Consider the following 23,237-nt stretch of genomic DNA (forward strand, 5'->3'; position numbering starts at 1 on the left):
ACTACAACCAAGAGCGAATCAGATTGAAATTGAAGGGGCTAAGCCCGGTAAAGTACCGGGAACAGGCCCAAGCAGCCGCCTGACCCCACCGTCCAAGTCTCGGGGGTCACTTCATGGATGGGTTTACGGCGTGTCCTGCCCAGCCGCACCCTCCGCCTCCCAACGTATCAGGAAGGCGCTGCTTTGGCTTTGGCTGTGGCTTTGAGCTTCGAAAAGCGGACCGGCGGGCCGCAGGCCCGCCAGCGACACCCTCACCCGGCAACGATGTACTGCTGCAGTTGATCCAGCTCCCGCCGCTGCGCATCGATCACCGACTTCACCAGGTCGCCGATGGAGATCACCCCCAGCACCTGCGCGCCCTCCACGACCGGCAGATGGCGGATGCGATAATCGGTCACCAACTGCAGGCAATGCTCCACCTGCTCGCCCGGCGACACCGTCACCACCTGCGACGTCATGATCTCTGCCACCGCCGTATCGCGCGAAGAGCGATCACGCAACACGATCTTGCGCGCGTAATCACGCTCGGACAGGATTCCCACCAGCCGCGGGCCGTCCATCACCAGCACCGCACCGATGCCCTTTTCCGCCATCAACCGGATCGCATCGATCACCGCCGCATCCGGCGCGACCGCATGTACTTCAGGAGACTTGCCGTCCAACAGTTGCCGTACCGTGGTCATCTGCCTGCCCTCCCAGGGTGGGTTGCGGGACCGAGTCTGCCACGGACGATGCTAGCCAGGCGTCAACCAGGTACAACGGCCGCTGCTTGGACTCCTCGTACAGCCGCCCCAGGTACTCGCCGATCAGGCCAAGCGCGATCAGCTGCACGCCGCCCAGGAACAGGATCACCGCCATCATCGTCGGCCAGCCCGCCACCCGGTCGCCATACAGCGCCGCCTTCACGATCACCCACAGGCCGAACACGAAAGCGACGGCCGCGGTTGCCAGCCCGAGGTAGGTCGCCGCCCGCAACGGCACGGTCGAGAACCCGGTGATGCCTTCGAGGGCGAAATTCCACAGCCGCCACAGGCTGAACTTGCTGCTGCCGGCCACACGTGCGTGGCGGTGGTAGGGCACGGCGATCCGCTTGAATCCCACCCAGCTGAAAAGTCCCTTCATGAAGCGGTGGCGCTCGCGCATCCCGCGCAGGGCGTTCAGCGCGCGCGGTGACAGCAGGCGGAAGTCCCCGGTATCGGCCGGAATCGGTGTCCGCGACAGGCGGCCCATCACCCGATAGAACATCGCTGCCGTGGCCCGCTTGATCCAGGCCTCGCCATCGCGGGCCATGCGCGTGCCGTAGACGTTGTCATGCCCTTCGCGCCAGCGCGCGACGAACTGCGGCACCAGCTCCGGCGGGTCCTGGCCGTCGGCATCGAGGATCATCGCCGCACCCTCGTGCACCAGATCCAGGCCGGCGGTCAGCGCCGCTTCCTTGCCGAAGTTGCGCGACAGCTTCAGCGCCGATACGCGTGCATCGGCCTGGGCCAGCCCGGCGATCACGTCCCAGGTGCGGTCATGGCTGCCGTCGTCCACATAGAGGATGTGACCGTCGATGTCGGGCATGCCGTCGAGCACCGCGCACAGCCGTGGATGCAGCAGCGGCAGTGCCAGGGCCTCGTTGTAGGCGGCGATGACGAAGGTAAGCCGTTCGCGGGTCATGGCCGGATTGTACGTTGCCGGCAGGCGCCCGGCCCGTCGCCTGCCAATTGCAGCGCCGGGCTCAGTCCTCCGACAGATAGGACGCACCACCCAGCTGACGCGCCTGGCGTTGGATCCACGCGGCCCGCCGCTGCACATACGGCCCAGGCTTTGCCGCGTTGTAGCGACGCGGTGCCGGCAACACCGCGGCCAGGCGCGCGCTCTCGGCCGGACTCAGCCGGGCCGCGTCCTTGCCCCAGAATTTCTGCGCTGCCGCTTGCGCGCCATACACACCATCACCGAATTCGGCAATGTTGGCGTACATCTCCAGGATCCGCTCCTTTGGCCACAGCGCCTCGATCAGCACCGTGTACCAGACTTCCAGGCCCTTGCGGATCCAGCTGCGGCCCTGCCACAGGAACAGGTTCTTGGCCACCTGCTGGCTGATCGTGCTGGCGCCGCGCAGGCGCCCGCCCCTGGCGTTGTGGTCGCGCGCCTTTTCGATGGCCTGCAGGTCGAAGCCGTTGTGGTCGGGGAAGCGCTGGTCCTCGGCCGCCACCAGCGAGATCGGCAGGCTCGGTGCCATCTGGTCGAGGTCGCGCCACTGGTGATGCAGCCGATAGGACCAGTCGGCCTCGCCCAGCGCCTCGCCATAGCGCCACAGCATCACCATGGACACCGGCGGGTCGATGAACCGCAGCACCAGCACCTGCAGACAGCTGAAGGCGGCCAGCAGCACCGGCAGCCACAGCAGCCGCTTCCAGCGCCAGCGTCGCCGGCGCGGCGCGGCGACCACGGCCTCTACCTTGTGCTGCTCTCCCGCTGCCCCCATTACTGGTGCATCCTTCTTCTGTCTGGTTGTCGGCGCATTATCCGGCAACCGCCCCCGTTTACGCGCGATGTGAGCCGATGACCGCCAACCCCGATTCCCTGATCCGTTTCCTGCTCCCCGACGCCGGCGTGCGTGGCGTGCATGTGCACCTGCAGGCCACCTGGCAGGAAATCCTGTCCCATGCCGCCTACCCGGACGCCGCTGCCGAACTGCTTGGCGAGGCCTGCGTCGCCTCGGCGCTGTTCACCGGCCACACCAAGATCGACGGGCGCCTGTCGGTGCAGCTGCGCAGCAGCACCGCGCTGCGCACCCTGTTCGCCGAATGCACCGCCGCCGGCACCCTGCGCGGTATCGCCCAGCTCAGCGAGGGTGGCGACGCACCGCGTGACCTGTCCCGCCTCGGTGATGACGCAATCCTCGCCATCACCATCGAGAACCCCGGCCTGGACCCGCGCGAGCCGCAGCGCTACCAGAGCCTGGTCGCGCTGACTGCGCCGGAACTGGACGAGGCCTTCGAGGACTACTTCCGCCAGTCGGAGCAGCTGCCGACCCGCCTGCTGCTGGCGGCCGACCGCAACGGTGCCGCCGGCCTGCTGCTGCAGAAGCTGCCGGGCGACGAAGGCGACGAGGATGGCTGGGCCCGCGCCAGCGCCCTGTTCGAAACCCTGGGCAAGGCCGAACTGCTGGCGACCCCGGCCGAGCAGCTGCTGCACCGCCTGTTCCACGAGGAGCGGCCGGAACTGCTGGGCGACAAGCCGCTGTCCTTCGCCTGCTCCTGCTCGCGCGAGCGGGTGGCTGGCATGCTGCAGTCATTGGGCGAGGACGAAGCCCGCGCGGCCGCCGAGGCCACCGGCGCCGTCGAGGTGCGTTGCGAATTCTGCGGGCGTGAGTATCACTTTCCATTGACGGAGTTCGGCATACTGTTCCACGGCGCCCAGGGGGCTGTAGCGGCGCCTGAACGACTTCAGTAAACGGCAGTCTTGTACCTGGGGAGGATCAAGGCTTGTTAAGAATTCATAAACACCCTAGGATCGAGTTCCCGTCCCCACGGGAACTTCCGTTGTCCGTCCCTGTCTGAACTGGTCCGATGCGTACCTTCCTGCGTCTACCGCTGGCCCTGCTGATCGCCCTTGGCGCGATCACGGGCGTGCATGCGCAGAGCAAGGACACCCGCACCGTGTTGCCGGTATGGAACAAGGGCAGCGGCAAGGTCGAGGCGCTGCTGTACCTGGAGCCGACCGGCGAACAGGCAGCCGGCGCCCGCTGGCATTTCGGCCGCAATTCGCTGGACGCAGCCTTTGGCCTGTCCTCCGGCGATTCGCTGGGCCTGCTCTGCAACAGCAGCAGCGGCACCAGCATCAGCGGCCTGGCCAGCCATTGCATGCTGGCCAGCCTGGGCGACGAGGATGATCTGAACAGCCGTCGTTTCAGTGGTACCGCCGCGTTGAACCGGGGCAACAGCCGCTTGGGCATCACTGCCGGCACCGGCCGTGAAACCCTGCCCGCCTGGTTGTCGGGCCCGAACAAGACGCCCTCGCTGCGCGCCGAGCAGAACGATCTGACCGTGTTCGCGCAGAAGAACATTGGCCGCGAAGGCTTCGTCTCCATCGCCGGTACCTACGCCAAGGCACGCCTGGTACCGTTGGCCGACGCTTCGCCGGCCATCGTCGATCGCTGGGACAGCAAGAGCCTGAGCATCGGTGCCGGTTACGGCAACTTCACCGGCAGCATCATCGGCCGCGTGGTCGACGTGCCGGGCAAGCCCGGCAAGTTCGAAGGCCTGGGCATCGGCCTGACCTGGCGTACCCCGTGGTCCGGCCAGCTGACCGTCGGCGCCGAGAACGTGATCAGCCGCGGCAAGAATCCGTTCTCCCCGCGCAACGAAAGCAACGACGACGGCACCGTGCCGTACGTGCGTTACGAACAGGATCTCTGATCCCCTCAGTCAGGTTCAGCAACGACATTCCCGAAGGCGCCGAAAGGCGCCTTTTTGCATCTGCGTGCCAGCCTCGCACTCGCATGAGCGGTATCGACCGCAGAGCGTATCGACATATTGGGATACATATCAGTCGAAACTTTTTTCATCATTCTGCGTTAACAAACGAGGCAGATCAGCATGACCATACCAGCAACCCGTTGATTGGGCTGGAAAAAGCGCTTTTTTACCAAAATCACAGACTTCATTAACACAGCTTTAATTCTTGGCGAACGCCCGTTACTATCGGGTCAGCCTCGCGATTTGGGAGCGCTTTTTCGCTCCCCCGCCGGGCATTAACCCCAGCCAAGATTTCTTGGAGAGAGAGAGCCAATGAAACTCAAGTCCAGCCAGCTGCGTGACGCAGTTGTGATCGCGCTTGTCGCCGGTGCCACCACCGCGACGGCCCACGCCCAGGAAGCCACCAACCTCGACCGCATCGAGGTCACCGGTTCGCGCATCCGTCAGGTCGATACCGAAACCGCCCAGCCGGTGTTGAGCCTGAGCCGCGCCACCATCGAAAAGAGCGGCTTCAAGACGGTTGCTGACGTGCTGCAGAACATTTCTGCCGCCGGCAGCCCGGCCATCAGCCGTTCCGAACCGCTGTCCTCCGGTGAAATGGTCGGCGGCTACTACATCGACCTGCGCAACCTGGGTGCACAGCGCACCCTGATCCTGGTCGACGGCAAGCGCCTCGGCGCCAGCGTCAGCGGTTATCAGGACGTGTCGCAGATCCCGTCGGCGATCGTCGAGCGCATCGACGTGCTGAAGGACGGTGCTTCCTCGGTGTACGGTTCCGATGCCATGGCCGGCGTGATCAACATCATCACCCGCAAGAATTTCGAAGGCCTGGAAGTCAACGCCTACACCGGGCAGTACAGTGAAGGCGACGGCCAGAAGCAGAGCGCCGATTTCGTTGCCGGCTTCACCGGCGATCGCGGCTCGATCACCATCGGTGCCGAGTACTCCAACGAAAAGGCGGTGTGGGCAAAGGACCGCTGGTTCTCCGAATCGTCGCGCACCAATCGCCATCCGACCGCCGGCTGGACCTCGGTCAGCCAGTGGGGCTCGGTGTTCGACCCGACCGATCCGGACGCACCGTCGCTCACCCTCAACCGCGGCGGCAATCCTTACAACGCGGCGGACTTCCACGAAACCGACCTGACCCCGATCACCGGTGACGTAAGCAACTCCAACCAGCAGATGCAGCTGCTGACCCCGACAAAGCGTCGCAGCGTATTCGCCAACCTGCAGTACGACCTTACCGACAATGTCCGTTTCAGCGGTGACCTGCTGTACACCCGCCGCGAATCGGAAGCGCAGGTGGCCGGTTACCCGCTGCAGTCCGAAGCCTACGCCAACCTCGGTTCCATCTGGTCGGCCGACAGCTACTACAACCCGTTCGGCCAGGATATGGCGTATGTCCGCCGTGGCTGGGAAGTGCCGCGCGTTTCCAACAACAAGCTGACGACGTTCCGCTTCAGCGGCGCGCTGCAGGGCTCGTTCCAGTTCAATGACAAGTACTTCGACTGGGAAGCCGGCTACCTCTACCAGAACTCCGAAAACAACCAGAGCCAGACCGGCAACTACAACGTCCTGGCTGCCAACGCCGCCACCGGGGCCTCGTTCTACAACCCGGCAACCGGCCGCGTGGAGTGCGGAACCGCAGCGGGCCTGGCTGCGGGCACCAACCCGGCCTACGGCCCCGGCGCCGGCGGCTGCATCCCGTGGAACCCGGCCATTCCGTTCGGCCGCACCGGTGATGGCGGCTTGACCGGCAATCCGGACCTGCAGCAGTTCCTGTTCCCGACGACGCACAACGTCGGCGAAACCACGATGACGTCCTACTACGCCAACATTGCGGGCAGCATCCTGACCCTGCCGGCAGGCGACCTGGGCTTCGCACTGGGTTACGAGTACCGCGAGGAGAAGGGCAACTTCAATCCGGACGCGCTGTCGCAGTCGGGTTACTCCACCGACCTGGCGGCTGGCCCGACCGGCGGCAAGTACGACGTCAATGAAGTGTACCTGGAGCTGAACGTACCGATCCTGGCCGACCTGCCCGGTGCCAAGGAACTGAGCCTGAGCGCAGCCACCCGCTTCTCCGACTTCAGCACCTTCGGCAACACGACCAACAGCAAGTTCGGCCTGAAGTGGCGCCCGATCGATCAGCTGCTGGTTCGTGCGACCTACTCCGAGGGCTTCCGCGCGCCGACCATCGCCGACCTGTACGGCGGCAGCTCGCAGTCCTTCGAGTACTTCACCGATCCGTGCGATACCTCGTTCGGTCTGGCCGCAACCGACGCCGCCACGGCCCAGCGATGCGCTGCCGCCCTGGGTGCCCTGGCCCCGAACTTCCGCCAGCTGAAGCAGGGTTACGTCCCGGCTGAAGGCCCGGATGAGCAGAGCCCGGTGCCGTTCACCTCCGGCTCCAATCCGAACCTGACTCCGGAAACGTCCAAGTCCAAGACCGTTGGCCTGGTCTGGAGCCCGACCTTCGCCCCGGGCCTGAACCTGAGCCTGGACTGGTTCAACATCAAGATCGAGAACACGATCGTTTCCGATACCCCGACGGATCAGCTGAACGACTGCTACGTTCTGGGCATTGCTGAGCGCTGCAGCACCTTCACCCGTGACGCCACGCTCGGCTACGTCAACAACCTGACCTACGGCAGCCGCAATGCCGGCTTCATCGAAACCGAAGGCTTCGACTTCGATGCAAGCTACCGCTATGCGACCGACACCTGGGGCAGCTTCAACTTCAACCTGCAGAACACCTACGTCACCAAGAACGTTCTGAAGACGGCCAATGATGACTCCCCGGTGCAGATCTACAATGGCTTCGGCAGCAACTTCCGCCTGCGTTCGAACCTGACCGTTGGCTGGGAATTCGGCGACTTCGGCATCACCTGGGGCACCCGCTACTTCTCCAGCGTGAAGGAGCGTTGCTACTACGCCACCGAGTGCTCGCTGCCTGACTACGGCTCGCCGGATCCGGCTCGCAACCAGGCGCAGAACAAGCGCGGCGCCACCACCTTCCACGACGTCCAGTTCTCCTGGAACGCGCCGTGGAATGCGACCATCGCGGTCGGTGCACGCAATGTGTTCGACCACTACGGCCCGCAGATGTACTCGGCGCCGAACTCGCAGTACTCCTACTACGGCGGCTACGACATCGGTCGCCTGATCTACATGCAGTACAAGCAGAAGTTCTGATCGGGAACCCGATCAGCTGATGCAGCAACGGCCCCGAAAGGGGCCGTTGTTCTTTGCGCGCCATGGACGGGCGCTGGCCAGCGCACAACAAAAAAGGCCGCAGCATCGCTGCGGCCTTCCTTCGAGATCATTTCCGGGCGCTCATCCGTTCGGGATCAGCGTCTCGATCAGGTGCTCGACGTAGGCCTCGAAATCCTCGCGCGCCTGCTTGGGCTGCTGCAGCTGCAGCGACAACTGCAGGAAGCCGACATACGCGGCGTACGCAAGGCGTGCGCGATGACGCGCATCGGTCGAGCTGAGGCCGGCCTGGCGGAACGAGGCGACCAGATAGTCGAGGCGACGCTGCGAGACCCGGTCGATCACCGGCCGCACCATCGGATGATCCAGGGCCTTCAGCAGCTCGCTGTAGATGATGTGCGGCTGCACTTCATGCGCCACCATCTGGAACAGCTGGCGCAGGCGCACGCGCGGATCCGGTACGTCTTCCAGGCTGCCGAACACCTGTTCCTGTTCGAACAGTTCCCAGCGTTCCAGCGCCGCCTGCAGCAATGCATCGCGTGAAGGGAAATGCCAGTAGAAACTGCCCTTGGTAACGCCGAGCCGCCGTGCCAGCGGCTCTACCGCGACGGCGCCGACACCTTGTTCAGCAATCAGATCGAGGGCCGCCTGGGCCCAGTCTTCGGCACTCAGGCGGCTGTTGCGGCCGGCGCGCGGTTCGCCGGCGGAAGCGTCAGGTTGATTCATGGACTGATTTAACCATACGCCGGGGTTCGTTGCAGTACGCGGTTGCGGTCGAAACCGTCGCAGGCCCGTCGGAAGGGTCCCTCCACGCGCGTTCTGCAACGCACCATACCATGCAGTATTGACTTCCCCTCGAAGCTCTCCATACTAGCAAGTATGGTTATGTCCCCCACTCCCGCTGCGTTCCATGACCTGCGCCTGGACGCCGCCCATGGCGCCCGCCTGGCGGCGACCGTCAGCGACCATGGCCGGCGCGGCCGGGTCCTGTTTGCCCATGGCTTCGGCCAGACCCGCCACGCCTGGAATGCCACTGCCCGCGCACTGAACGCGGCCGGCCTGCAGACGCTGGCCTACGACGCCCGCGGCCATGGCGATTCCGACTGGAATGGCGCCGATCTGCCCTATCACGGCGAACAGTTCGCCGACGACCTGATCGTGTTGGCCGGCGAACAGCCGCGCCCGCCGGTACTGGTTGCCGCTTCGATGGGTGGCCTGTTCGGCCTGCTGGCCGAGTCGCGCTGGCCGGGCCTGTTCTCGGCCATGGTGCTGGTCGACATCACCCCGCGCTGGGATACCGCGGGTGTCGAGCGCATCCTCGCCTTCATGACCGCCCATCCCGACGGCTTCGCCTCGCTGACCCAGGCCGCCGACGTGATCTCGGCCTACATGCCGCACCGGCCGCGCAAATCCGAGCAGTCGCTGCGTGCGCTGCTGCGCGAGGATGGCCACGGGCGCTGGCGCTGGCATTGGGACCCGCGCCTGGTGGCCGAGCTGGCGCGCGACAGCGAGCAGCACCAGGATGCACTGGCCGAGGCCGCGCGGCAGGTGAAGTGCCCGCTGCTGCTGGTCAGCGGCGGCCGCAGCGACCTGGTCACGCCGCAGACCGTGGCCGAATTCCTGGCGTTGGCGCCGCACGCGCGCCATGTACAGCTGCCGCAGGCCACGCACATGGTCGCCGGCGATGACAACGACGCCTTTACCGCTACTGTGTTGGACTATCTGGACGTGTTGCCCGCAGCGGACGCTGCGGCTTCGTCCGCCACAAACGAGCACGTCACCGGAGCACGCTCATGAGCATCGTTCTTCCCTTCCTCGCCCTGCTGCTGGCAGGCGCGTTCGTCGCCTACCACCGCATGCGGCTGGTTACCTGGACGCTGATCAGCGTGGCCCTGCTGGCCGCCTGCTGGTTCATTCCCTACGTCAACCAGACCGCCACCATCGTCGCTGCGGCGGTGCTGGCGGTGATCGCCGTGCCGCTGCTGCTGCCGTTCATCCGCAAGCCGCTGCTGACCGGCCCGATGATGAAGGTGTTCCGCAAGGTGCTGCCGCCGTTGTCGCAGACCGAGCGCATTGCGCTGGAAACCGGCTCGGTCGGTTTCGAGGGCGAGCTGTTCACCGGTGACCCGGACTGGAACATCCTGCTCAACTATCCCAAGCCGCAGCTGACCGCTGAAGAACAGGCCTTCCTCGATGGCCCGGTGGAAGAGCTGTGCACGATGGTCAACGACTGGGAAATCACCCACGTCCACGCCGACCTGCCGCCGGAGCTGTGGGCCTTCATCAAGAAGAACAAGTTCTTCGGCATGATCATCCCGAAGGAATATGGCGGCCTGGGCTTCTCCGCGCTGGCCCACCACAAGGTGATCCAGAAGCTGGCGTCGGTGTCTTCGGTGGTCAGCTCCACCGTCGGCGTGCCCAACTCGCTGGGCCCGGGTGAACTGCTGGTGCACTACGGCACCCAGGAACAGAAGGACCAGTACCTGCCGCGCCTGGCCGATGGCCGCGAAGTGCCCTGCTTCGGCCTGACCGGTCCGTTCGCCGGCTCCGACGCCACTTCGATCCCGGACTACGGCATCGTCTGCAAGGGCGAGTGGAACGGCGAGCAGGTGCTCGGCGTCAAGCTGACCTTCGACAAGCGCTACATCACCCTGGCTCCGGTCGCTTCGCTGATCGGCCTGGCCTTCCGCATGTACGACCCGGATGGTCTGATGGGCGACACCCGCGACATCGGCATCACCCTGGGCCTGCTGCCGCGCGACACCGCCGGCGTCGAGATCGGCCGTCGCCATTTCCCGTTGAACTCGACGTTCCAGAACGGCCCGATCCGCGGCAAGGACGTGTTCATTCCGCTGACCCAGCTGATCGGCGGCGCAGCCATGGCCGGCAAGGGCTGGAACATGCTCAACGAGTGCCTGGCCGTGGGCCGCTCGATCACCCTGCCGTCCACCGCCAGCGGCGGTGCCAAGGCCGGTGCCGCCGTGACCGGCGCCTATGCGCGCATCCGCAAGCAGTTCGGCCTGTCGGTCGGCCGCTTCGAAGGCGTGGAAGAGGCGCTGGCCCGCATCGGCGGCAAGGCCTACAAGATCAGCGCGCTGTCGCAGGCCACCGCCGCGGCGGTCGATCGTGGTGACGTGCCGTCGGTGCCGTCGGCGATCGCCAAGTACCACTGCACCACCATGAGCCGCGAAGTGATCTCGGACATGATGGACGTGATCGGCGGCAAGGGCATCATCCTGGGGCCGCGCAACTTCGCCGGCCGCAGCTGGCAGGCCGCGCCGATCGCGATCACCGTGGAAGGCGCCAACATCATGACCCGCAGCCTGCTGATCTTCGGCCAGGGTGCGATCCTCTGCCACCCGTGGGTGCTCAAGGAAATGAAGGCCGCGCAGGATCCGGATACCCGTGCAGGCCTGCAGGAGTTCGACCGCAGCCTGTTCGGCCACATCCGCTTCGGCATCTCCAATGCCGTGCGTTCGTTCTGGTTCGGCCTGACCGGTGCGCGCTTCGGCGCCGCCCCGGGCGATGCCTACACCCGCCGCTACTTCCGCAAGCTGGACCGTTACTCGGCCAACCTGGCGCTGATGGCCGACATCTCGATGATGACCCTGGGCGGCAAGCTGAAGTTCAAGGAATCGCTGTCCGGCCGCCTGGGCGACGTGCTGAGCCATGTCTACATGACCAGCGCCATGCTCAAGCGCTACCACGACGAAGGTGCACCGCAGGCCGACCAGCCGCTGCTGGCCTGGGCCTTCCATGACAGCGTGCACAAGATCGAAGAGTCGCTGTCGGCCGCGCTGCGCAACTTCCCGATCCGTCCGATCGGCTGGCTGATGTGGGCGCTCATCTTCCCGTTGGGCCGTCGTGCCGAGGCTCCGGGTGATCGCCTGAGCCGCCGCGTCGCCGCCCTGCTGATGGCGCCGAATGAAGCCCGCGACCGTCTCGCCAATGGCGTGTTCCTGACCCCGTGCGAGAACAACCCGGGTGGCCGCATCAACAGTTACCTGAGCAAGGCGATCATGGCCGAGCCGGTGGAGCGCAAGTTCCTGAAGGCACTGAAGAGCAAGGGCATCGAGGCGCTGGACTTCAAGAGCCAGCTGGATGAGGCCGTGGCCGAAGGCGTGATCACCCAGGACGAGCGCAGCCTGCTGGAAGAGCTGCGTACGCTGACTCTGGACACGATCACCGTGGACGACTTCGACACCCACGAACTGCGCGCGGCCAGCTACTACGACCGCCAGCACAAGGACCCGCATTCGCAGGCGGCCTGATCGCCCGCGACACGCGTTGCCTTCGACGGCGGGCCTCGGCCCGCCGTCGCTTTATCCGCCGACCGGAATCCTCCTCATGTCCACGCCCCTGCTCTCGCTCTACAACCGCCTGCAGCGCTGGCCTGCCGGCAACTGGCTGTTCTCGCGCGCGGTGTGTTTCAAGGCGCCTTACTTCGCCAGCATCGCGCCGCGCATCACCCGCCTGGAACACGGCCGCTGCGAAGGTACGCTGGCCGACCGCCGCAGAGTACGCAACCACATCGGCACGGTGCACGCGATCGCGATGTGCAACCTGGCCGAACTGACCGCCGGGTTGATGGTCGACGCATCGCTGCCGAAGGGCATGCGCTGGATCCCGAAGGGGATGCAGGTGCAGTACCTGGCCAAGGCGCGTGGCACGCTGGAGGCGGTGGCGCTGCCGGCACAGCCGATTGTGGTCGCGGCCGAGGGCTATGCGCTACCGGTGACGGTGAGCGTGCGCGACCGCGCGGGCACGGAGGTGTTCAGCGCGGTAATCGACATGTGGTTGTCGCCGGCAAAGTAGTGTTCCGGCGAACGGCGCAGCCCCTCGTGGGTAGACGAAGCATGCGGTTTATCGGTTGGGCCGGAGGGGTGGGGCCGGGCGGGGACGCCGCAAGTACGTCCGTGTAGGCTTAGCCGCGCCATCCATGGCGCGGATACCCCGCCCGACCCCACCCCTCCGGCCTCGGACGGATCTCTGCGGCGTCTACCCACGCAAGAGAAAAAAGAAGAGCAGAAGCAGAAGCAAGAGCGGCCCACCGGCCGCTTTTTGCTGTTGCTCTTGATCTTCTCTTTCTTCTCCGTGGGCTGGCCGCACACGGAACCTGTCAGGGGTGTGGCGGGTGGGCCGTGCAGGGGCGTTGGCGCCATGGATGGCGCCATCGAGCTTACATGGACGTACTTGCAGCGTCCCCTGCACGGCCCATCCGCCACACCCAACACATGACCCGCTCTACGCGACCAACCCACGAGGGGCTGCGCCGTTGGCTGGAAACTACGCCAGCGCGCGAAACACCAGCGCCAGGATCGCAGGCACCGCCTGGATCATGAAAATGCGGCGGCTCACGCTGTAGGCGCCATAGCACCCGGCCACCACCACGCAGGCCAGCGAGAACGTCACCAGCACCGGCTGATCGATCACCAGCCCCACCACGATGCCCGCCGCCAGGAAGCCGTTGTACAGGCCCTGGTTGGCCGCCAGCACGCGCGTGATCTCTGCCTTCTCCGGCGTGTTGCGGAAGGTCTTCAGGCCCAGCGGGCGGGTCCACAGGAACATCTCAAGTGCCAGGAAATAGACGTGCAGCAGGGCCACGAGCAACGTCAGGATGAGTGCGATCCAGTACATGGGCGGTTCCTTGGACAGGGATGGGGGGTCGGAGCCCGGGAAATCATCGGTCGCGCGGCAGCTTCTTTTCTTCGCGCAGTACACCGAACGCGGCTGCGGTCATGCACGCGGCCACCAGCATGCCGCCGATGAACACTACGTGCGAGCCGAACAATGACAGGCCCTTGTGCACCCAGGCAAAGCTCAGGTCCGCACCGCGGTAGACCACGGTGTCGATCGCTGCGCCGGCCTTGTAGCGCCACTGCCGGTCCACGCGCGTGTAGATTGTCTCGCGCGCCGGCTTGGCCAGTGCGAATTCGCTGGCCCGGGTCATCACCTGCACTACCGCGACCATCAGCGGCATCGGCGAGGCCGCCAGCACCGAGAAGCCGATCAGGATCGCGAAACCGGGAATCAGCAGCGCCGGGGCGATTCCGTGCCGGGACAGCAACCAGCGGGTCAGGCCCAGCTGCATCAACAGCGCCAGCGCATTCACTGCCAAATCGATGCGCGAGAAAAACGCGGTGCTGGCTGCGGGGTCAGTGAACGCCGCACGCACGATCGCAGCCTGCTGGTTGTAGAGCAGCGTCCCCACGCCCACCCCGAACACCACCATGATCGCCAGCCAGCGCAGCAGCGGCTCGCGCACGATCAACTTCAGGCCGTCCAGCACACTGCCGCCCATCGGCTGCTCGCCGGACACCAGCTGCTGCTCGCGTTCGCGCAGCACCGCCCAGTGCCGCAGCCGCCAGATGCACAACAGGCACACGACCAGGAAAGCTGCGGAGACCAGCATCAGGTTGGCGATGCCCACGCTCTGCACCAGCGCACTGGTGATGATCGGACCAAGGAAGGCACCGACGGTGCCCGCCGCGCCAATGTATCCATAGAAGGCCCGGGCCTGCACATTGGAGAACACATCGGCCATGAAGCTCCAGAACACCGCCACCGCGAACAGGTTGAAGACGGTGATCCAGAAGAAGAAGGCCATGCCGCGGCCAGGCACGCCGCTGTCGAACATCATGTAGAAGCCCAGCAGGGTCACGATGAAGAACCCATACACCGCCGGCAGGAACACCCGTCGCGGGAAGCGGCTGACCAGCCAGCCGTACACCGGCTGCAGCACCAGCATGATCACGAACACGCAGGAGAACAGGAACTGCAGGACGAAGTCCTTCAACGCAATGCCGTGGCTGGCGAACCAGGCGATCAGCACGGGTGGGAACACCGTTTCCAGGTCTGCCGAGGCGGCCATGGCCTCACGCACCGGGCGCAGCACGTAGTAGCCGCTGAGCAGGCAGAAGAAGTACAGGAACGACCACCACAGCGCCGGCGACTCGCGCAGTGCCGACGCCAGGCCCTGCAGCGGCCCCTTCTTCCGTACCGCACTCACGCGGTGTCCCTCGCCTGAAGACGGCGGTTGGACAGCGGCATGGCAGGCTCCGGGGCGATGAAACGCGTACGTTAGCCAATGCACCGCAACATCGCCAGCGCGACGCGCCTTCCTGCGGGCGGATCGGCTCCGCTGATCGGCCCCGGATGACACGTTCCGATACATGCTTTCAGTACCTCAAATTCCAAATTTTTCAACGAGATGCGCATTCATCTTCGCTTTGTTTGTGCACAAGGGAAAAGCGGCGCTAGAATCGCCATCAGCAGTCGCGCACGGGTCCAACCGATGAAAAAGAACAGCCTGCGTCGCCCGATCCGTTCGGCGGCCACCGGTTTGCTGGGCATGCTGATGCCCGTTGCCTTGTCCACCACCGCGCAGACACCGCCGGCATTGCCGCCGATGCCGACCAACATCGAATCCGCTGCCGGTCCCACTGTCGCCCACACCCAGCCGGCGGCCTACCGCACCGGCCTGGTGCCGCGCGTGCAGGCCCCGGCGCCCGGCTTCAACGTCGCCAACATCGAATCGATGGCGCAGCAGCTCACCTATGGCGAACGCGTGCCGGGCATGGCCGTGGCGATCGTGCAGGGCGGCCGCATCCTCAGCGCGCGCGGCTATGGCGTCACCGACGTCAACAATCCGCTGCCGGTCGATGCGCACACCGTGTTCCGCCTGGCCTCGCTGTCCAAGGCCTTCGCCGGCACCATGGCCGGCCTGCTGGTCAACGACGGCACGCTGCGCTGGGACAGCAAGGTCACCGACTACGTGCCGGGCTTCCGCCTGAACTCGCCGGAAGCCACTGATCGCCTGACCGTAGCCGACGTGCTCAGCCATCGCGTCGGCCTGCCGTACAACGCCTACGACCGCGACATCGAGGGCAACGCCGAGTACTACGCGCTGACCCAGAAACTGGCCAACACCAGCCTGAAGTGCCTGCCGGGCGACTGCTATGCCTACCAGAACGTGGCCTTCAGCCTGATCGGCGATGTCGTCTACGCGGCCTCCGGCAGTTTCTACGAGCAGTCGGTCGAGCGCCGCATCTTCAAGCCGCTGGGCATGAACGATGCCAGCCTCGGCCTGGCCGGCATCCAGGCCAGCTCGCGCTGGGCGCGTCCTCACGTGCGCAGCCGCAACGGCTGGGTCTCGCTGACGCCGAAGCCGACCTACTACCGGGTGGCCCCGGCGGCCGGCGTCAATGCCAGCGCCAGCGACATGGCGCAGTGGCTGCTCGCCCACACCGGCCACCGCCCTGACGTGCTGCCGGCACCGCTGCTGGCCACCCTGCATTCGAGCCTGATCAGCACCCCCGGCGAGATGCGTTCGGGCTGGCGCCGCGAGCGCCTGCACTCGGCCGGCTACGCCCTGGGCTGGCGCACCTTCGACTACGCCGGCCACGACGTGGTGTTCCATGCCGGTGCCGTGCAGGGCTATCGCGGCCTGGTCGCGCTGGTGCCGGAACGCGATCTGGGCATCGCCATCATGTGGAATGGCGAAAGCAGCCTGCCCAGCGGCCTGCTGCCGACCGTGCTCGACTCCGCGCTCGGCCTGCCGGCGCAGCGCTGGCTGGACGTGGACACCGACTTCGGCAGCGACAACCTGATGGCCGAGGGCGCCAGCCCGGCGCAGCAGGACAAGCGCAAGGGCAAGGGCGCCTCGGGCAATCGTGCGGTGGCGTCGCCGCACTGATCAGGCGGGCTCGATCGTGTGTGCGAAGGGCGGCCTGCGGGCCGCCCTTTTTGTCGTTGTGTAGAGCCGAGCCGTGCTCGGCTGAGCGGAATTCTGGCGCAAGGCGGCCGAGCATGGGCTCGGCTCTACAGCTCCGCAGCATTAGTGCGCGAAGTAGTGCATGCCGCCGTCCACCGGAATCACCGCGCCTGTGATGTAGCCGGCCAGCGGCGAGGACAGGAACGCCACCAGTGGCGCCACCTCCTCGGGTTCACCGAAGCGTCCGATCGGGATGTTGCTGGCGATGAACGCACGCCGGCTTTCCTCGGTGGGATGCAGGCGTTCCAGGATCTGCGCGCTGTTGATGCGCCCCGGTGCAATCGCATTCACCGTAATGCCCTGCCCGGCCACCTCCGACGACAGCCCCTTGCTCCACAGATGCAGCGCCGCCTTCGCCGCAGTGGCCGCGTTCACCGCTCGCGGTTCCATCGAACCGCTGAAGTTGATCACCCGCCCCCATGCCTGCGCCTGCATGCCAGGCAACAGCGCCTGGGTCATCCGCCGCGCGGCGGAAAAGTTCAGGGCGATCGCTTCCTCCCAGACATCATCATCGGCATCGACGGTGGTCGGCCGGGAGCCCCCTGCGGCGTTGACCAGGATGTCGACGCGTTGCAATGCCTCCCGGGATGCCTGCGCGATGCACCGGACGTCACCGGCCACGGTGACATCGCCGGCCACGATGACCGGTGCCACGCCGCCTTCGGCTTCGATCCGCGCCGCCAGCGCCTGCAGGGGTGCCCGCTGCCGTGACGTGATGGCAACGCGCACGCCCTGGGCCGCCAGCTGCCTGGCGACGGCGGCACCGATGCCGCTGGCCGCGCCCGTCACCAAAGCGGTACGGCCTGCAAGATTCAAGTCCATGGTGTTCTCCTGTCCGCATGGCCGGCCAATCCAGCCCTTGCACGACATGCTGTTTGATCACCCCTGATTGATAAACTCCGCGCAGGTTTCAGCATTCAACACCCGGGGTGTCAGATGAACCTGCTGGAAAGCATGCGGGTCTACGTGCTGATCGTGGACAAGGGCAGCCTCAGTGCGGCAGCTGCGGCGATGAACATCTCCGCGACGATGGCCGGCAAGCATCTGCGTGCATTGGAAGCACGGCTGGGCATGCAGCTGTTGAGCCGAACCACCCGGCGCCAGCACACGACCCCGTTCGGCCAGGATTACTACACGCGCTGCCGGGAAATCCTGCGCCTGGTGGACGAAACCGATGCGCAGGCGCAGCACCAGCACCTGGCACCGGCGGGCACGCTGCGCATCAGTGCACCCGTGATCTTCGGTACGCATGCACTGGTACCGGCGCTGGCCGAGTACATGGCGCGCCATCCGGATGTCCGGGTCGAAGCGACGCTGACCGATCGCGTGGTCGACCTTGCCGAAGAGGGCTTCGAAGCGGCGCTGCGGATCGGCACGCTGGCCGACAGCAGCGTGCTGGTGGCACGAGCCCTGGCCCCTTATCGCCTGATGATGTGCGCCTCGCCGGCGTATCTGGCCAGGCATGGCACGCCACACAGCGTGCATGCACTTGCCGGCCATCAATGCCTGTCATTCGAACCGAGTGCACTTGCGCAGTGGCTGCAGGAGGACGCTGGCGAGCTCGACCACGTGCCCGACGGTCGACTGCAGATCAACAATGGCGAAGCGCTGCGTTCGGCGGCGCTGCATGGCCTGGGCATCGTCCTGCAGTCGACGCTGCTGCTGGCAGCCGATGTCGAGGCTGGACGACTTGTGCAGCTGCTCCCGGAGCACGGCCAGGCCGGTCGGCCGATGCACGTGGTCTATGCGCACGACCGTTACCACTCCACCCGCCTGCGCAGCTTCCTCGACTTCCTGGTGGAACGATTCCCGCCGGTAGTCACCCCACCAGGCGATCGAAGCCGCCCATAAAAAAACCCCCTCCCCGCTGGGCAGCCAGGGAAGGGGGTTTCAGGATGCGGCTATCGGGAAGTACTTAGATCAGCGGCGCCGGGGTTGCCGGCAGAGCGACCGGAGCGGCCTTCTTCTTGCGGGCGGCCGGCTTGCGCTTGGCAACCTTCTTCGCTGCCTTCTTCGGGGCGGCCTTCTTGGTAGCCTTCTTCGCGGTCTTCTTTACTGCCTTCTTGGCGGTCTTCTTGACGGCCTTCTTGGCAGTCGCCTTCTTTGCGACCTTCTTGGCCGGCTTGCGGGCCGTAGCCTTCTTGGCAGTCTTCTTGGTGGCCTTCTTGGCCGCCTTCTTCGCGGTCTTCTTGACGGCCTTCTTGGCAGTGGACTTCTTGGCGACCTTCTTCGCCGCCTTCTTCACTGCCTTCTTCGCCGTGGTCTTCTTGGCGACCTTCTTCGCCGCCTTCTTCACTGCCTTCTTGGCAGTCGCCTTCTTCGCGACCTTCTTCACTGCCTTCTTGGCAGCGGCCTTCTTCGCGACCTTCTTCACCGCTTTCTTGGCGGCGGGCTTCTTCTTCGCAGCTTTCTTGGTTGCCATGGGATGGCTCCTCGTCAGTGATAGGGAGTTGAAACGCCCAGTTGGATCAAACCCGCGGATGCTGCGTGCGGGGACCGCCGGCGCGTCAGGCGCGCCGTTACGGATGCGGCGATGCCCGCCTCGATCGGCGGAGCGGACATCGGAACGGGAGGTGCCTTGCATTTCTCCGGGGGAAGCGGGGCCGTGTCCACCGTCATCAGGGTCGCGGTGGTCTTGAAGGGGCTGCTTCGCATCGGACGATTGATTCTGCGCACTCGGTTGGGCAGGCAAGGTCTGCTGAGGCGAAACCTAATCACGGTTTTTTTTACTGTCAACAACCCCCGCGAAAAATTTTCACATCCGCGCCTTTCCGAGCGCCGTCGGCGCCACTGCTCTACGCGGCCCGCGATGGCGGTTGAAGCGTCGCGCAAGCGTGCTGCATGCACCGGCATCGATGCATACGTTGAACAAAAAACACTTGAAATAAGCACTCCGCGCATTTAGACACAGACTCGCAACGGCATCGCGCGTGCGACGTCGACGGTCACCGGCGCCGCCACCAACGCCAGCACAGCGGCGCCGCAACAGGGGGCGAAAAGTTTTCACATCCGAGTGCGTCGGCGCGGGGCTGAAACGCGGATTTGCGCAAAACTGCGCACGCCCATCGGCACCGTTCGCCTGTCGGCTGATGCCACGCCGAGGGTGCGCAGCGAACCCCGCGTCATGAGTCCGGTGCAGTCGCCAAAACAAAAACGGCCACCCGAAGGTGGCCGTTCCAGAATCCGGAAACGACGACTCAGTGGTCTTCGTTCTCCAGGGCTTCGGCGTACGCGTCCGGGTCCAGCAGCTCGTTGACCTCATCGGCGTTGGTCAGTTCGACCACGAACATCCAGCCTTCGCCGTAGGCATCTTCGTTGATGGTTTCCGGCTTGTCGGACAGGGCCGAGTTGACCTCGACGACCTTGCCGCTGATCGGGCTGTAGACGTCCGAGGCGGCCTTCACCGACTCGACGACGGCGATCTGCTCGCCGGCCTTGGCGTCGGCGCCGACTTCCGGCAGTTCGACGTAGACCAGGTCACCCAGCAGGCCCTGGGCGTGGTCGGAAATACCGACGGTGACGCGGCCATTGCCTTCGACACGGGCCCACTCATGGGACTTGAGGAACTTGAGGTCGCCGGGGATCTCGCTCATGGGACTGCTCCAGAGATATGCAGGGGTGGAAAAAACGGGGCTAGTGTAACCAACCGGCCACCACTGCTGTCAGTGACGACCGGCACGTACGGATCAGGCGTCGGCGAGCACGCCGGGCTGCGCCTGGCCTTCCCGAACGAACGGGAACTTGACCACCCGCACCGGCACCTGACGGCCGCGGATGTCGACGGTGACCTCGCCGAGTTCACCAGCCGGCACGCGGGCGAAGGCGATGCCCTTGGCCAGCGTCGGCGAGAAGGTGCCGGACAGGATCTCGCCCTGACCGCTGGCCGTGGTGACCGTCTGGCCATGGCGCAGCACGCCCTTCTCGTCCATCACCAGGCCGATCATCTGGCGCGCGGTGCCGGCGCTCTTCTGCGCCTCCAGCACGTCGCGGCCGATGAAGTCGCGGCCTTCGTCCAGCGACACGGTCCAGGCCAGCGCCGCTTCGTAGGGGCTGATCTCTTCGTCCATGTCCTGGCCGTACAGGTTCATGCCAGCTTCCAGGCGCAGGGTGTCGCGCGCGCCAAGGCCGGCCGGCTTCACACCCGCCGCCAGCAGGCGGTTCCAGAAGGCGACCACGGCGTCCTGCGGAAGCAGGATCTCGAAACCATCTTCACCGGTGTAGCCGGTGCGGGCGACGAACAGCTCGACGCCGTCATCGGACTGCACCTGCAGGGCGGCGAAGCGGCCCAGCTTGGTCAACGCTGCGCGGTCGGCTTCGCGGGCCAGGCCGATCACGATGTCGCGCGCCTGCGGGCCCTGCACGGCGAGGATGGCCAGGTCCGGGCGCTGCTCGACGGCGACGCCGAACGGCGCAGCCTGCTCGCGCAGCCAGGCCAGGTCCTTCTCGCGGGTGGAGGCATTGACCACCATGCGGAAGAAATCGTCGCCCAGGTAGTAGACGATCAGGTCGTCGATGACGCCGCCGCGCGGGTTCAGCATGCACGAGTACAGCGCCTTGCCGGTCACCTTCAGCTTGTCGATCGAGTTGGCCAGCAGGCGGCGCAGGAACGGCTTGACCTGCTCACCGCGCAGGTCGACCACCGTCATGTGGCTGACGTCGAACACACCGGACTCGCGACGCACCAGGTGGTGCTCGTCCAGCTGCGAGCCGTAGTGGATGGGCATGTCCCAACCCCCGAAATCGACCATCTTGGCGCCAAGGGCGCGGTGGGTATCGTTGAGCAGCGTCTTCTGGGTCATGACCGGGTCCGGCAGCAGAGGAAACAAGAATCCCCATTATCCCAGATCGGTCGCCCGCAGGCGTGCCGCAGCGCAGCGCCGGAGCTGTAGAGCCGAGCCCATGCCCGGCTGCTCTCCGTGTGGGAGCCGAGCGTGGGCTCGGCTCTACATGGGGCGGCCTGCGTCCTCGACCACCAGCACCGTGCCCTGCACGCTGCGCACCCGCACCCACGTACCCGCAGGCAGCTCCGGACCGCTCACCTGCCAGGACGCATCGTCAATGCTGACCCGTCCCTGGCCACCGACGATGCCCTGCTGCAGTACCACCTCGCGGCCGACCAGCTGCTCGGCGCGGCGGTTGAGCAACGGCGCATCGCTGGGCCGTGCCCGCGGCCGCCCCCAGCGCCGGTAGCACTGGATCGAGACCACACTCAGCAGAACGAAAGCGATCACCTGCCACAACAGCGGAATGTCACTGAACACCGCAACCAGTACGAACACCGCCGCCGCGCCAATGCCGATCCACAGCATGAACGCACCCGGCGCCAGCGCTTCGGCCGCGAACAGCAGCAGCGCCAACGCGCCCCAACCGACGACTTCCCAGCGCATGTCACCCTCCGAGCGGCGGCGGCCGCTTGCCGGCGACCTTGTTGTCCTGGCTGGCCAGCGCCTGCTTCGCCAGTTCGGCCACGCCCGCGATCGAACCGATCACGCCACTGGCCTCCATCGGCATCAGCACCAGCTTCTGGTTCGGCGAACTGGCCAGTTCCTTGAACGCTTCCACGTACTTCTGCGCAACAAAGTAGTTGATCGCCTGCACGTCACCCTCGGCAATCGCCGCCGACACCACCTTGGTCGCCATCGCTTCGGCCTCGGCCAGGCGCTCGCGTGCCTCGGCATCACGGAACGCAGCTTCGCGACGGCCTTCGGCCTCCAGCACGGTGGCCTGCTTTTCGCCATCAGCGCGCAGGATCTCCGACTGGCGTGAACCCTCTGCCTCGAGGATCTGCGCGCGCTTTTCGCGCTCGGCCTTCATCTGCCGCGCCATCGCGTCCAGCAGATCCCGCGGCGGCTGGATGTCGCGGATCTCGATGCGGTTGACCTTCACGCCCCAAGGATTGGTGGCATGGTCGACCACGCTCAGCAGCTGGGCATTGATCACCTCGCGCTGGCTGAGCGATTCGTCCAGGTCCATCGAACCGATCACGGTACGGATGTTGGTCTGCACCAGGGCGATCATCGCCACTTCCAGGTTGGCCACCTCATAGGCGGCCTTGGCAGCATCCAGTACCTGGAAGAACACCACGCCGTCCACGCGCACGGCGGCGTTGTCCTTGGTGATCACTTCCTGGCTGGGCACATCCAGCACCTGCTCCATCATGTTCACCTTGCGCCCCACCCCGTACACGATCGGGATCAGGAAATGCAGGCCGGGGGTCATGGTGTGCGTGTAGCGCCCGAAGCGCTCGACGGTCCACTCGTAGCCCTGGGGCACCATCCGTACGGCCTTGAACAGGATCACCACGGCCACGAAGGCCAGTACCACGGTAAAGAACATGGTCGGGAACATCTTGCTTTCCTTATCGATGACGTCCAGGCCCCAGCATAGCGCGTGAAGGCCGCATTCACAGCGGAGCTACCAGGGCACGCGCCCGCGCAGGATGTCGGCGAACATCACCCAGTCGCCCATGAACGAGTACAGCGGGTGCTGGAAGGTGGCCGGGCGGTTCTTCTCGAAGAAAAAATGGCCGACCCAGGCGAACCCGTAGCCGCAGAACAGGGCGCCGAGCAGGAACAGCGGCTGGCCGCGCAGCAAGGCAGTGGCGACCAGCAGCAGGACCCCGCAACTGCCGATGAAGTGCAGCCGCCGCGATACCGGGTGGCGGTGTTCGCTGAGATAGAACGGATAGAACTCGCGGAAGCTAGCGAAGCGGGACATGAGCAGGCTCGGGGAACCAGGGTCGCCCACATCATGCGCCATCGCTGACCTTGTAGAGCCGAGCC

Annotated in this window: 23 protein-coding genes; 10 read left to right on the forward strand and 13 right to left on the reverse strand. The window is 65.7% G+C overall.

All coding sequences use genetic code 11. From position 1 onward, the window contains the following. A partial coding sequence (locus RCF13_RS05950) for an IS3 family transposase (protein ID WP_308140961.1) occupies positions 1-83 on the forward strand: 83 nt, incomplete at its 5' end. Between the two features lie 168 nt (positions 84-251). On the opposite strand, the gene RCF13_RS05955 is transcribed toward RCF13_RS05950, so the two are convergent. From RCF13_RS05955 to mtgA, 3 genes are all read right to left on the reverse strand, one after another. Next, the gene (locus RCF13_RS05955) at positions 252-683 is read right to left on the reverse strand and encodes a CBS domain-containing protein (RefSeq protein WP_005418405.1); all 432 of its coding nucleotides are present in this window, start codon (positions 681-683) and stop codon (positions 252-254) included. After that, on the reverse strand, positions 643-1,662 hold the full coding sequence (locus RCF13_RS05960) for a glycosyltransferase family 2 protein (RefSeq protein WP_005418406.1): 1,020 nt from the start codon (positions 1,660-1,662) through the stop codon (positions 643-645). Before RCF13_RS05960 ends, RCF13_RS05955 begins: the two co-directional genes overlap by 41 nt. 61 nt (positions 1,663-1,723) lie before the next feature. Next, on the reverse strand, positions 1,724-2,473 hold the full coding sequence (gene mtgA, locus RCF13_RS05965) for a monofunctional biosynthetic peptidoglycan transglycosylase (protein ID WP_231352255.1): 750 nt from the start codon (positions 2,471-2,473) through the stop codon (positions 1,724-1,726). 77 nt (positions 2,474-2,550) lie between these two features. Here mtgA and RCF13_RS05970 point away from each other — a divergent pair, with 77 nt between their 5' ends. From RCF13_RS05970 to RCF13_RS05980, 3 genes are all read left to right on the forward strand, one after another. After that, positions 2,551-3,444, forward strand: a complete 894-nt coding sequence (locus RCF13_RS05970; RefSeq protein WP_049412229.1) for an Hsp33 family molecular chaperone HslO — start codon at positions 2,551-2,553, stop codon at positions 3,442-3,444. A 116-nt stretch (positions 3,445-3,560) separates the two neighbouring features. Further along, a complete protein-coding gene (locus RCF13_RS05975; protein ID WP_061478882.1) occupies positions 3,561-4,409 on the forward strand; it encodes a hypothetical protein in 849 nt (282 codons plus the stop codon). Positions 4,410-4,781: 372 nt separating this feature from the next. Further along, the gene (locus RCF13_RS05980) at positions 4,782-7,664 is read left to right on the forward strand and encodes a TonB-dependent receptor (RefSeq protein WP_049412226.1); all 2,883 of its coding nucleotides are present in this window, start codon (positions 4,782-4,784) and stop codon (positions 7,662-7,664) included. 141 nt (positions 7,665-7,805) lie between these two features. Here RCF13_RS05980 and RCF13_RS05985 read toward each other — a convergent pair whose 3' ends face one another. Beyond that, a complete protein-coding gene (locus RCF13_RS05985) occupies positions 7,806-8,408 on the reverse strand; it encodes a TetR/AcrR family transcriptional regulator (protein ID WP_005418411.1) in 603 nt (200 codons plus the stop codon). A gap of 153 nt (positions 8,409-8,561) precedes the next feature. On the opposite strand from RCF13_RS05985, the gene RCF13_RS05990 reads away from it, so the two are divergent. The 3 genes from RCF13_RS05990 (at position 8,562) to RCF13_RS06000 (ending at position 12,497) form a co-directional block, all read left to right on the forward strand. Beyond that, positions 8,562-9,479, forward strand: coding sequence for an alpha/beta hydrolase (locus RCF13_RS05990; protein WP_032954411.1), 918 nt, complete (start codon positions 8,562-8,564; stop codon positions 9,477-9,479). Next, positions 9,476-11,953, forward strand: coding sequence for an acyl-CoA dehydrogenase (locus RCF13_RS05995; RefSeq protein ID WP_061478883.1), 2,478 nt, complete (start codon positions 9,476-9,478; stop codon positions 11,951-11,953). Before RCF13_RS05990 ends, RCF13_RS05995 begins: the two co-directional genes overlap by 4 nt. A gap of 76 nt (positions 11,954-12,029) precedes the next feature. Beyond that, positions 12,030-12,497, forward strand: coding sequence for a hotdog fold domain-containing protein (locus RCF13_RS06000; RefSeq protein WP_134968385.1), 468 nt, complete (start codon positions 12,030-12,032; stop codon positions 12,495-12,497). 471 nt (positions 12,498-12,968) lie between these two features. Here RCF13_RS06000 and RCF13_RS06005 read toward each other — a convergent pair whose 3' ends face one another. Continuing rightward, entirely contained in the window at positions 12,969-13,319 is a 351-nt protein-coding gene (locus RCF13_RS06005; protein WP_134968386.1) for a DUF1304 domain-containing protein, read from the reverse strand. Positions 13,320-13,362: 43 nt separating this feature from the next. After that, a complete protein-coding gene (locus tag RCF13_RS06010; RefSeq protein WP_134968387.1) occupies positions 13,363-14,691 on the reverse strand; it encodes an MFS transporter in 1,329 nt (442 codons plus the stop codon). Between the two features lie 285 nt (positions 14,692-14,976). Between RCF13_RS06010 and RCF13_RS06015 the strand changes: the two genes are divergently transcribed. After that, entirely contained in the window at positions 14,977-16,377 is a 1,401-nt protein-coding gene (locus RCF13_RS06015; protein WP_061478887.1) for a serine hydrolase domain-containing protein, read from the forward strand. Positions 16,378-16,518: 141 nt separating this feature from the next. Here the strand turns inward: RCF13_RS06015 and RCF13_RS06020 are convergent, their stop codons facing one another. Continuing rightward, positions 16,519-17,277 (reverse strand): SDR family oxidoreductase, encoded by a 759-nt coding sequence (locus tag RCF13_RS06020; RefSeq protein WP_134968389.1) that lies wholly within the window; start codon positions 17,275-17,277, stop codon positions 16,519-16,521. 114 nt (positions 17,278-17,391) lie between these two features. Between RCF13_RS06020 and RCF13_RS06025 the strand changes: the two genes are divergently transcribed. Further along, positions 17,392-18,306: a LysR family transcriptional regulator gene (locus RCF13_RS06025; RefSeq protein WP_061478889.1), complete on the forward strand. Its 915-nt coding sequence runs from the start codon at positions 17,392-17,394 to the stop codon at positions 18,304-18,306. Positions 18,307-18,370: 64 nt separating this feature from the next. On the opposite strand, the gene RCF13_RS06030 is transcribed toward RCF13_RS06025, so the two are convergent. After that, complete coding sequence (locus RCF13_RS06030; protein WP_032954412.1) at positions 18,371-18,877, reverse strand: hypothetical protein; 507 nt, start codon at positions 18,875-18,877, stop codon at positions 18,371-18,373. A 111-nt stretch (positions 18,878-18,988) separates the two neighbouring features. On the opposite strand from RCF13_RS06030, the gene RCF13_RS06035 reads away from it, so the two are divergent. Continuing rightward, a complete protein-coding gene (locus RCF13_RS06035; RefSeq protein ID WP_134968390.1) occupies positions 18,989-19,360 on the forward strand; it encodes a hypothetical protein in 372 nt (123 codons plus the stop codon). Between the two features lie 292 nt (positions 19,361-19,652). Here the strand turns inward: RCF13_RS06035 and gcvH are convergent, their stop codons facing one another. The 5 genes from gcvH to RCF13_RS06060 all read right to left on the reverse strand — a co-directional run bounded on the left by gcvH (position 19,653) and on the right by RCF13_RS06060 (position 23,172). After that, positions 19,653-20,048 (reverse strand): glycine cleavage system protein GcvH, encoded by a 396-nt coding sequence (gcvH, locus tag RCF13_RS06040; RefSeq protein ID WP_005418426.1) that lies wholly within the window; start codon positions 20,046-20,048, stop codon positions 19,653-19,655. Positions 20,049-20,141: 93 nt separating this feature from the next. Beyond that, positions 20,142-21,254: a glycine cleavage system aminomethyltransferase GcvT gene (gene gcvT, locus RCF13_RS06045; RefSeq protein WP_134968391.1), complete on the reverse strand. Its 1,113-nt coding sequence runs from the start codon at positions 21,252-21,254 to the stop codon at positions 20,142-20,144. 144 nt (positions 21,255-21,398) lie between these two features. Beyond that, positions 21,399-21,842 (reverse strand): NfeD family protein, encoded by a 444-nt coding sequence (locus RCF13_RS06050; protein WP_061478891.1) that lies wholly within the window; start codon positions 21,840-21,842, stop codon positions 21,399-21,401. A gap of 1 nt (position 21,843) precedes the next feature. Further along, complete coding sequence (locus RCF13_RS06055) at positions 21,844-22,803, reverse strand: SPFH domain-containing protein (RefSeq protein ID WP_049410653.1); 960 nt, start codon at positions 22,801-22,803, stop codon at positions 21,844-21,846. 66 nt (positions 22,804-22,869) lie between these two features. Continuing rightward, positions 22,870-23,172 carry a DUF962 domain-containing protein gene (locus tag RCF13_RS06060; protein ID WP_134968392.1) on the reverse strand — a complete coding sequence of 101 codons (303 nt, stop codon included), beginning with the start codon at positions 23,170-23,172 and terminating at the stop codon, positions 22,870-22,872. Positions 23,173-23,237: the final 65 nt, after the last annotated feature.

It is taken from the genome of Stenotrophomonas maltophilia group sp. RNC7 (genome assembly GCF_030910085.1).
Lineage (GTDB): Bacteria > Pseudomonadota > Gammaproteobacteria > Xanthomonadales > Xanthomonadaceae > Stenotrophomonas > Stenotrophomonas sepilia.

What these genes read in the sequence shown, in the direction of transcription:
- RCF13_RS06025 (WP_061478889.1), top strand. Translation starts at nt 17,392, where the DNA reads ATGAACCTGCTGGAAAGCATGCGGGTCTACGTGCTGATCGTGGACAAG.
- gcvH (WP_005418426.1), bottom strand. Translation starts at nt 20,048, where the DNA reads ATGAGCGAGATCCCCGGCGACCTCAAGTTCCTCAAGTCCCATGAGTGG.
- RCF13_RS05980 (WP_049412226.1), top strand. Translation starts at nt 4,782, where the DNA reads ATGAAACTCAAGTCCAGCCAGCTGCGTGACGCAGTTGTGATCGCGCTT.
- RCF13_RS05995 (WP_061478883.1), top strand. Translation starts at nt 9,476, where the DNA reads ATGAGCATCGTTCTTCCCTTCCTCGCCCTGCTGCTGGCAGGCGCGTTC.
- RCF13_RS05975 (WP_061478882.1), top strand. Translation starts at nt 3,561, where the DNA reads ATGCGTACCTTCCTGCGTCTACCGCTGGCCCTGCTGATCGCCCTTGGC.
- RCF13_RS06030 (WP_032954412.1), bottom strand. Translation starts at nt 18,877, where the DNA reads ATGGCAACCAAGAAAGCTGCGAAGAAGAAGCCCGCCGCCAAGAAAGCG.
- RCF13_RS06020 (WP_134968389.1), bottom strand. Translation starts at nt 17,277, where the DNA reads ATGGACTTGAATCTTGCAGGCCGTACCGCTTTGGTGACGGGCGCGGCC.
- RCF13_RS06035 (WP_134968390.1), top strand. Translation starts at nt 18,989, where the DNA reads ATGCCCGCCTCGATCGGCGGAGCGGACATCGGAACGGGAGGTGCCTTG.
- RCF13_RS05990 (WP_032954411.1), top strand. Translation starts at nt 8,562, where the DNA reads ATGGTTATGTCCCCCACTCCCGCTGCGTTCCATGACCTGCGCCTGGAC.
- RCF13_RS06015 (WP_061478887.1), top strand. Translation starts at nt 14,977, where the DNA reads ATGAAAAAGAACAGCCTGCGTCGCCCGATCCGTTCGGCGGCCACCGGT.
- RCF13_RS05960 (WP_005418406.1), bottom strand. Translation starts at nt 1,662, where the DNA reads ATGACCCGCGAACGGCTTACCTTCGTCATCGCCGCCTACAACGAGGCC.
- RCF13_RS05970 (WP_049412229.1), top strand. Translation starts at nt 2,551, where the DNA reads ATGACCGCCAACCCCGATTCCCTGATCCGTTTCCTGCTCCCCGACGCC.
- RCF13_RS06000 (WP_134968385.1), top strand. Translation starts at nt 12,030, where the DNA reads ATGTCCACGCCCCTGCTCTCGCTCTACAACCGCCTGCAGCGCTGGCCT.
- gcvT (WP_134968391.1), bottom strand. Translation starts at nt 21,254, where the DNA reads ATGACCCAGAAGACGCTGCTCAACGATACCCACCGCGCCCTTGGCGCC.
- RCF13_RS06050 (WP_061478891.1), bottom strand. Translation starts at nt 21,842, where the DNA reads ATGCGCTGGGAAGTCGTCGGTTGGGGCGCGTTGGCGCTGCTGCTGTTC.
- RCF13_RS05985 (WP_005418411.1), bottom strand. Translation starts at nt 8,408, where the DNA reads ATGAATCAACCTGACGCTTCCGCCGGCGAACCGCGCGCCGGCCGCAAC.
- RCF13_RS06060 (WP_134968392.1), bottom strand. Translation starts at nt 23,172, where the DNA reads ATGTCCCGCTTCGCTAGCTTCCGCGAGTTCTATCCGTTCTATCTCAGC.
- RCF13_RS06055 (WP_049410653.1), bottom strand. Translation starts at nt 22,803, where the DNA reads ATGTTCCCGACCATGTTCTTTACCGTGGTACTGGCCTTCGTGGCCGTG.
- RCF13_RS06005 (WP_134968386.1), bottom strand. Translation starts at nt 13,319, where the DNA reads ATGTACTGGATCGCACTCATCCTGACGTTGCTCGTGGCCCTGCTGCAC.
- RCF13_RS05955 (WP_005418405.1), bottom strand. Translation starts at nt 683, where the DNA reads ATGACCACGGTACGGCAACTGTTGGACGGCAAGTCTCCTGAAGTACAT.
- mtgA (WP_231352255.1), bottom strand. Translation starts at nt 2,473, where the DNA reads ATGGGGGCAGCGGGAGAGCAGCACAAGGTAGAGGCCGTGGTCGCCGCG.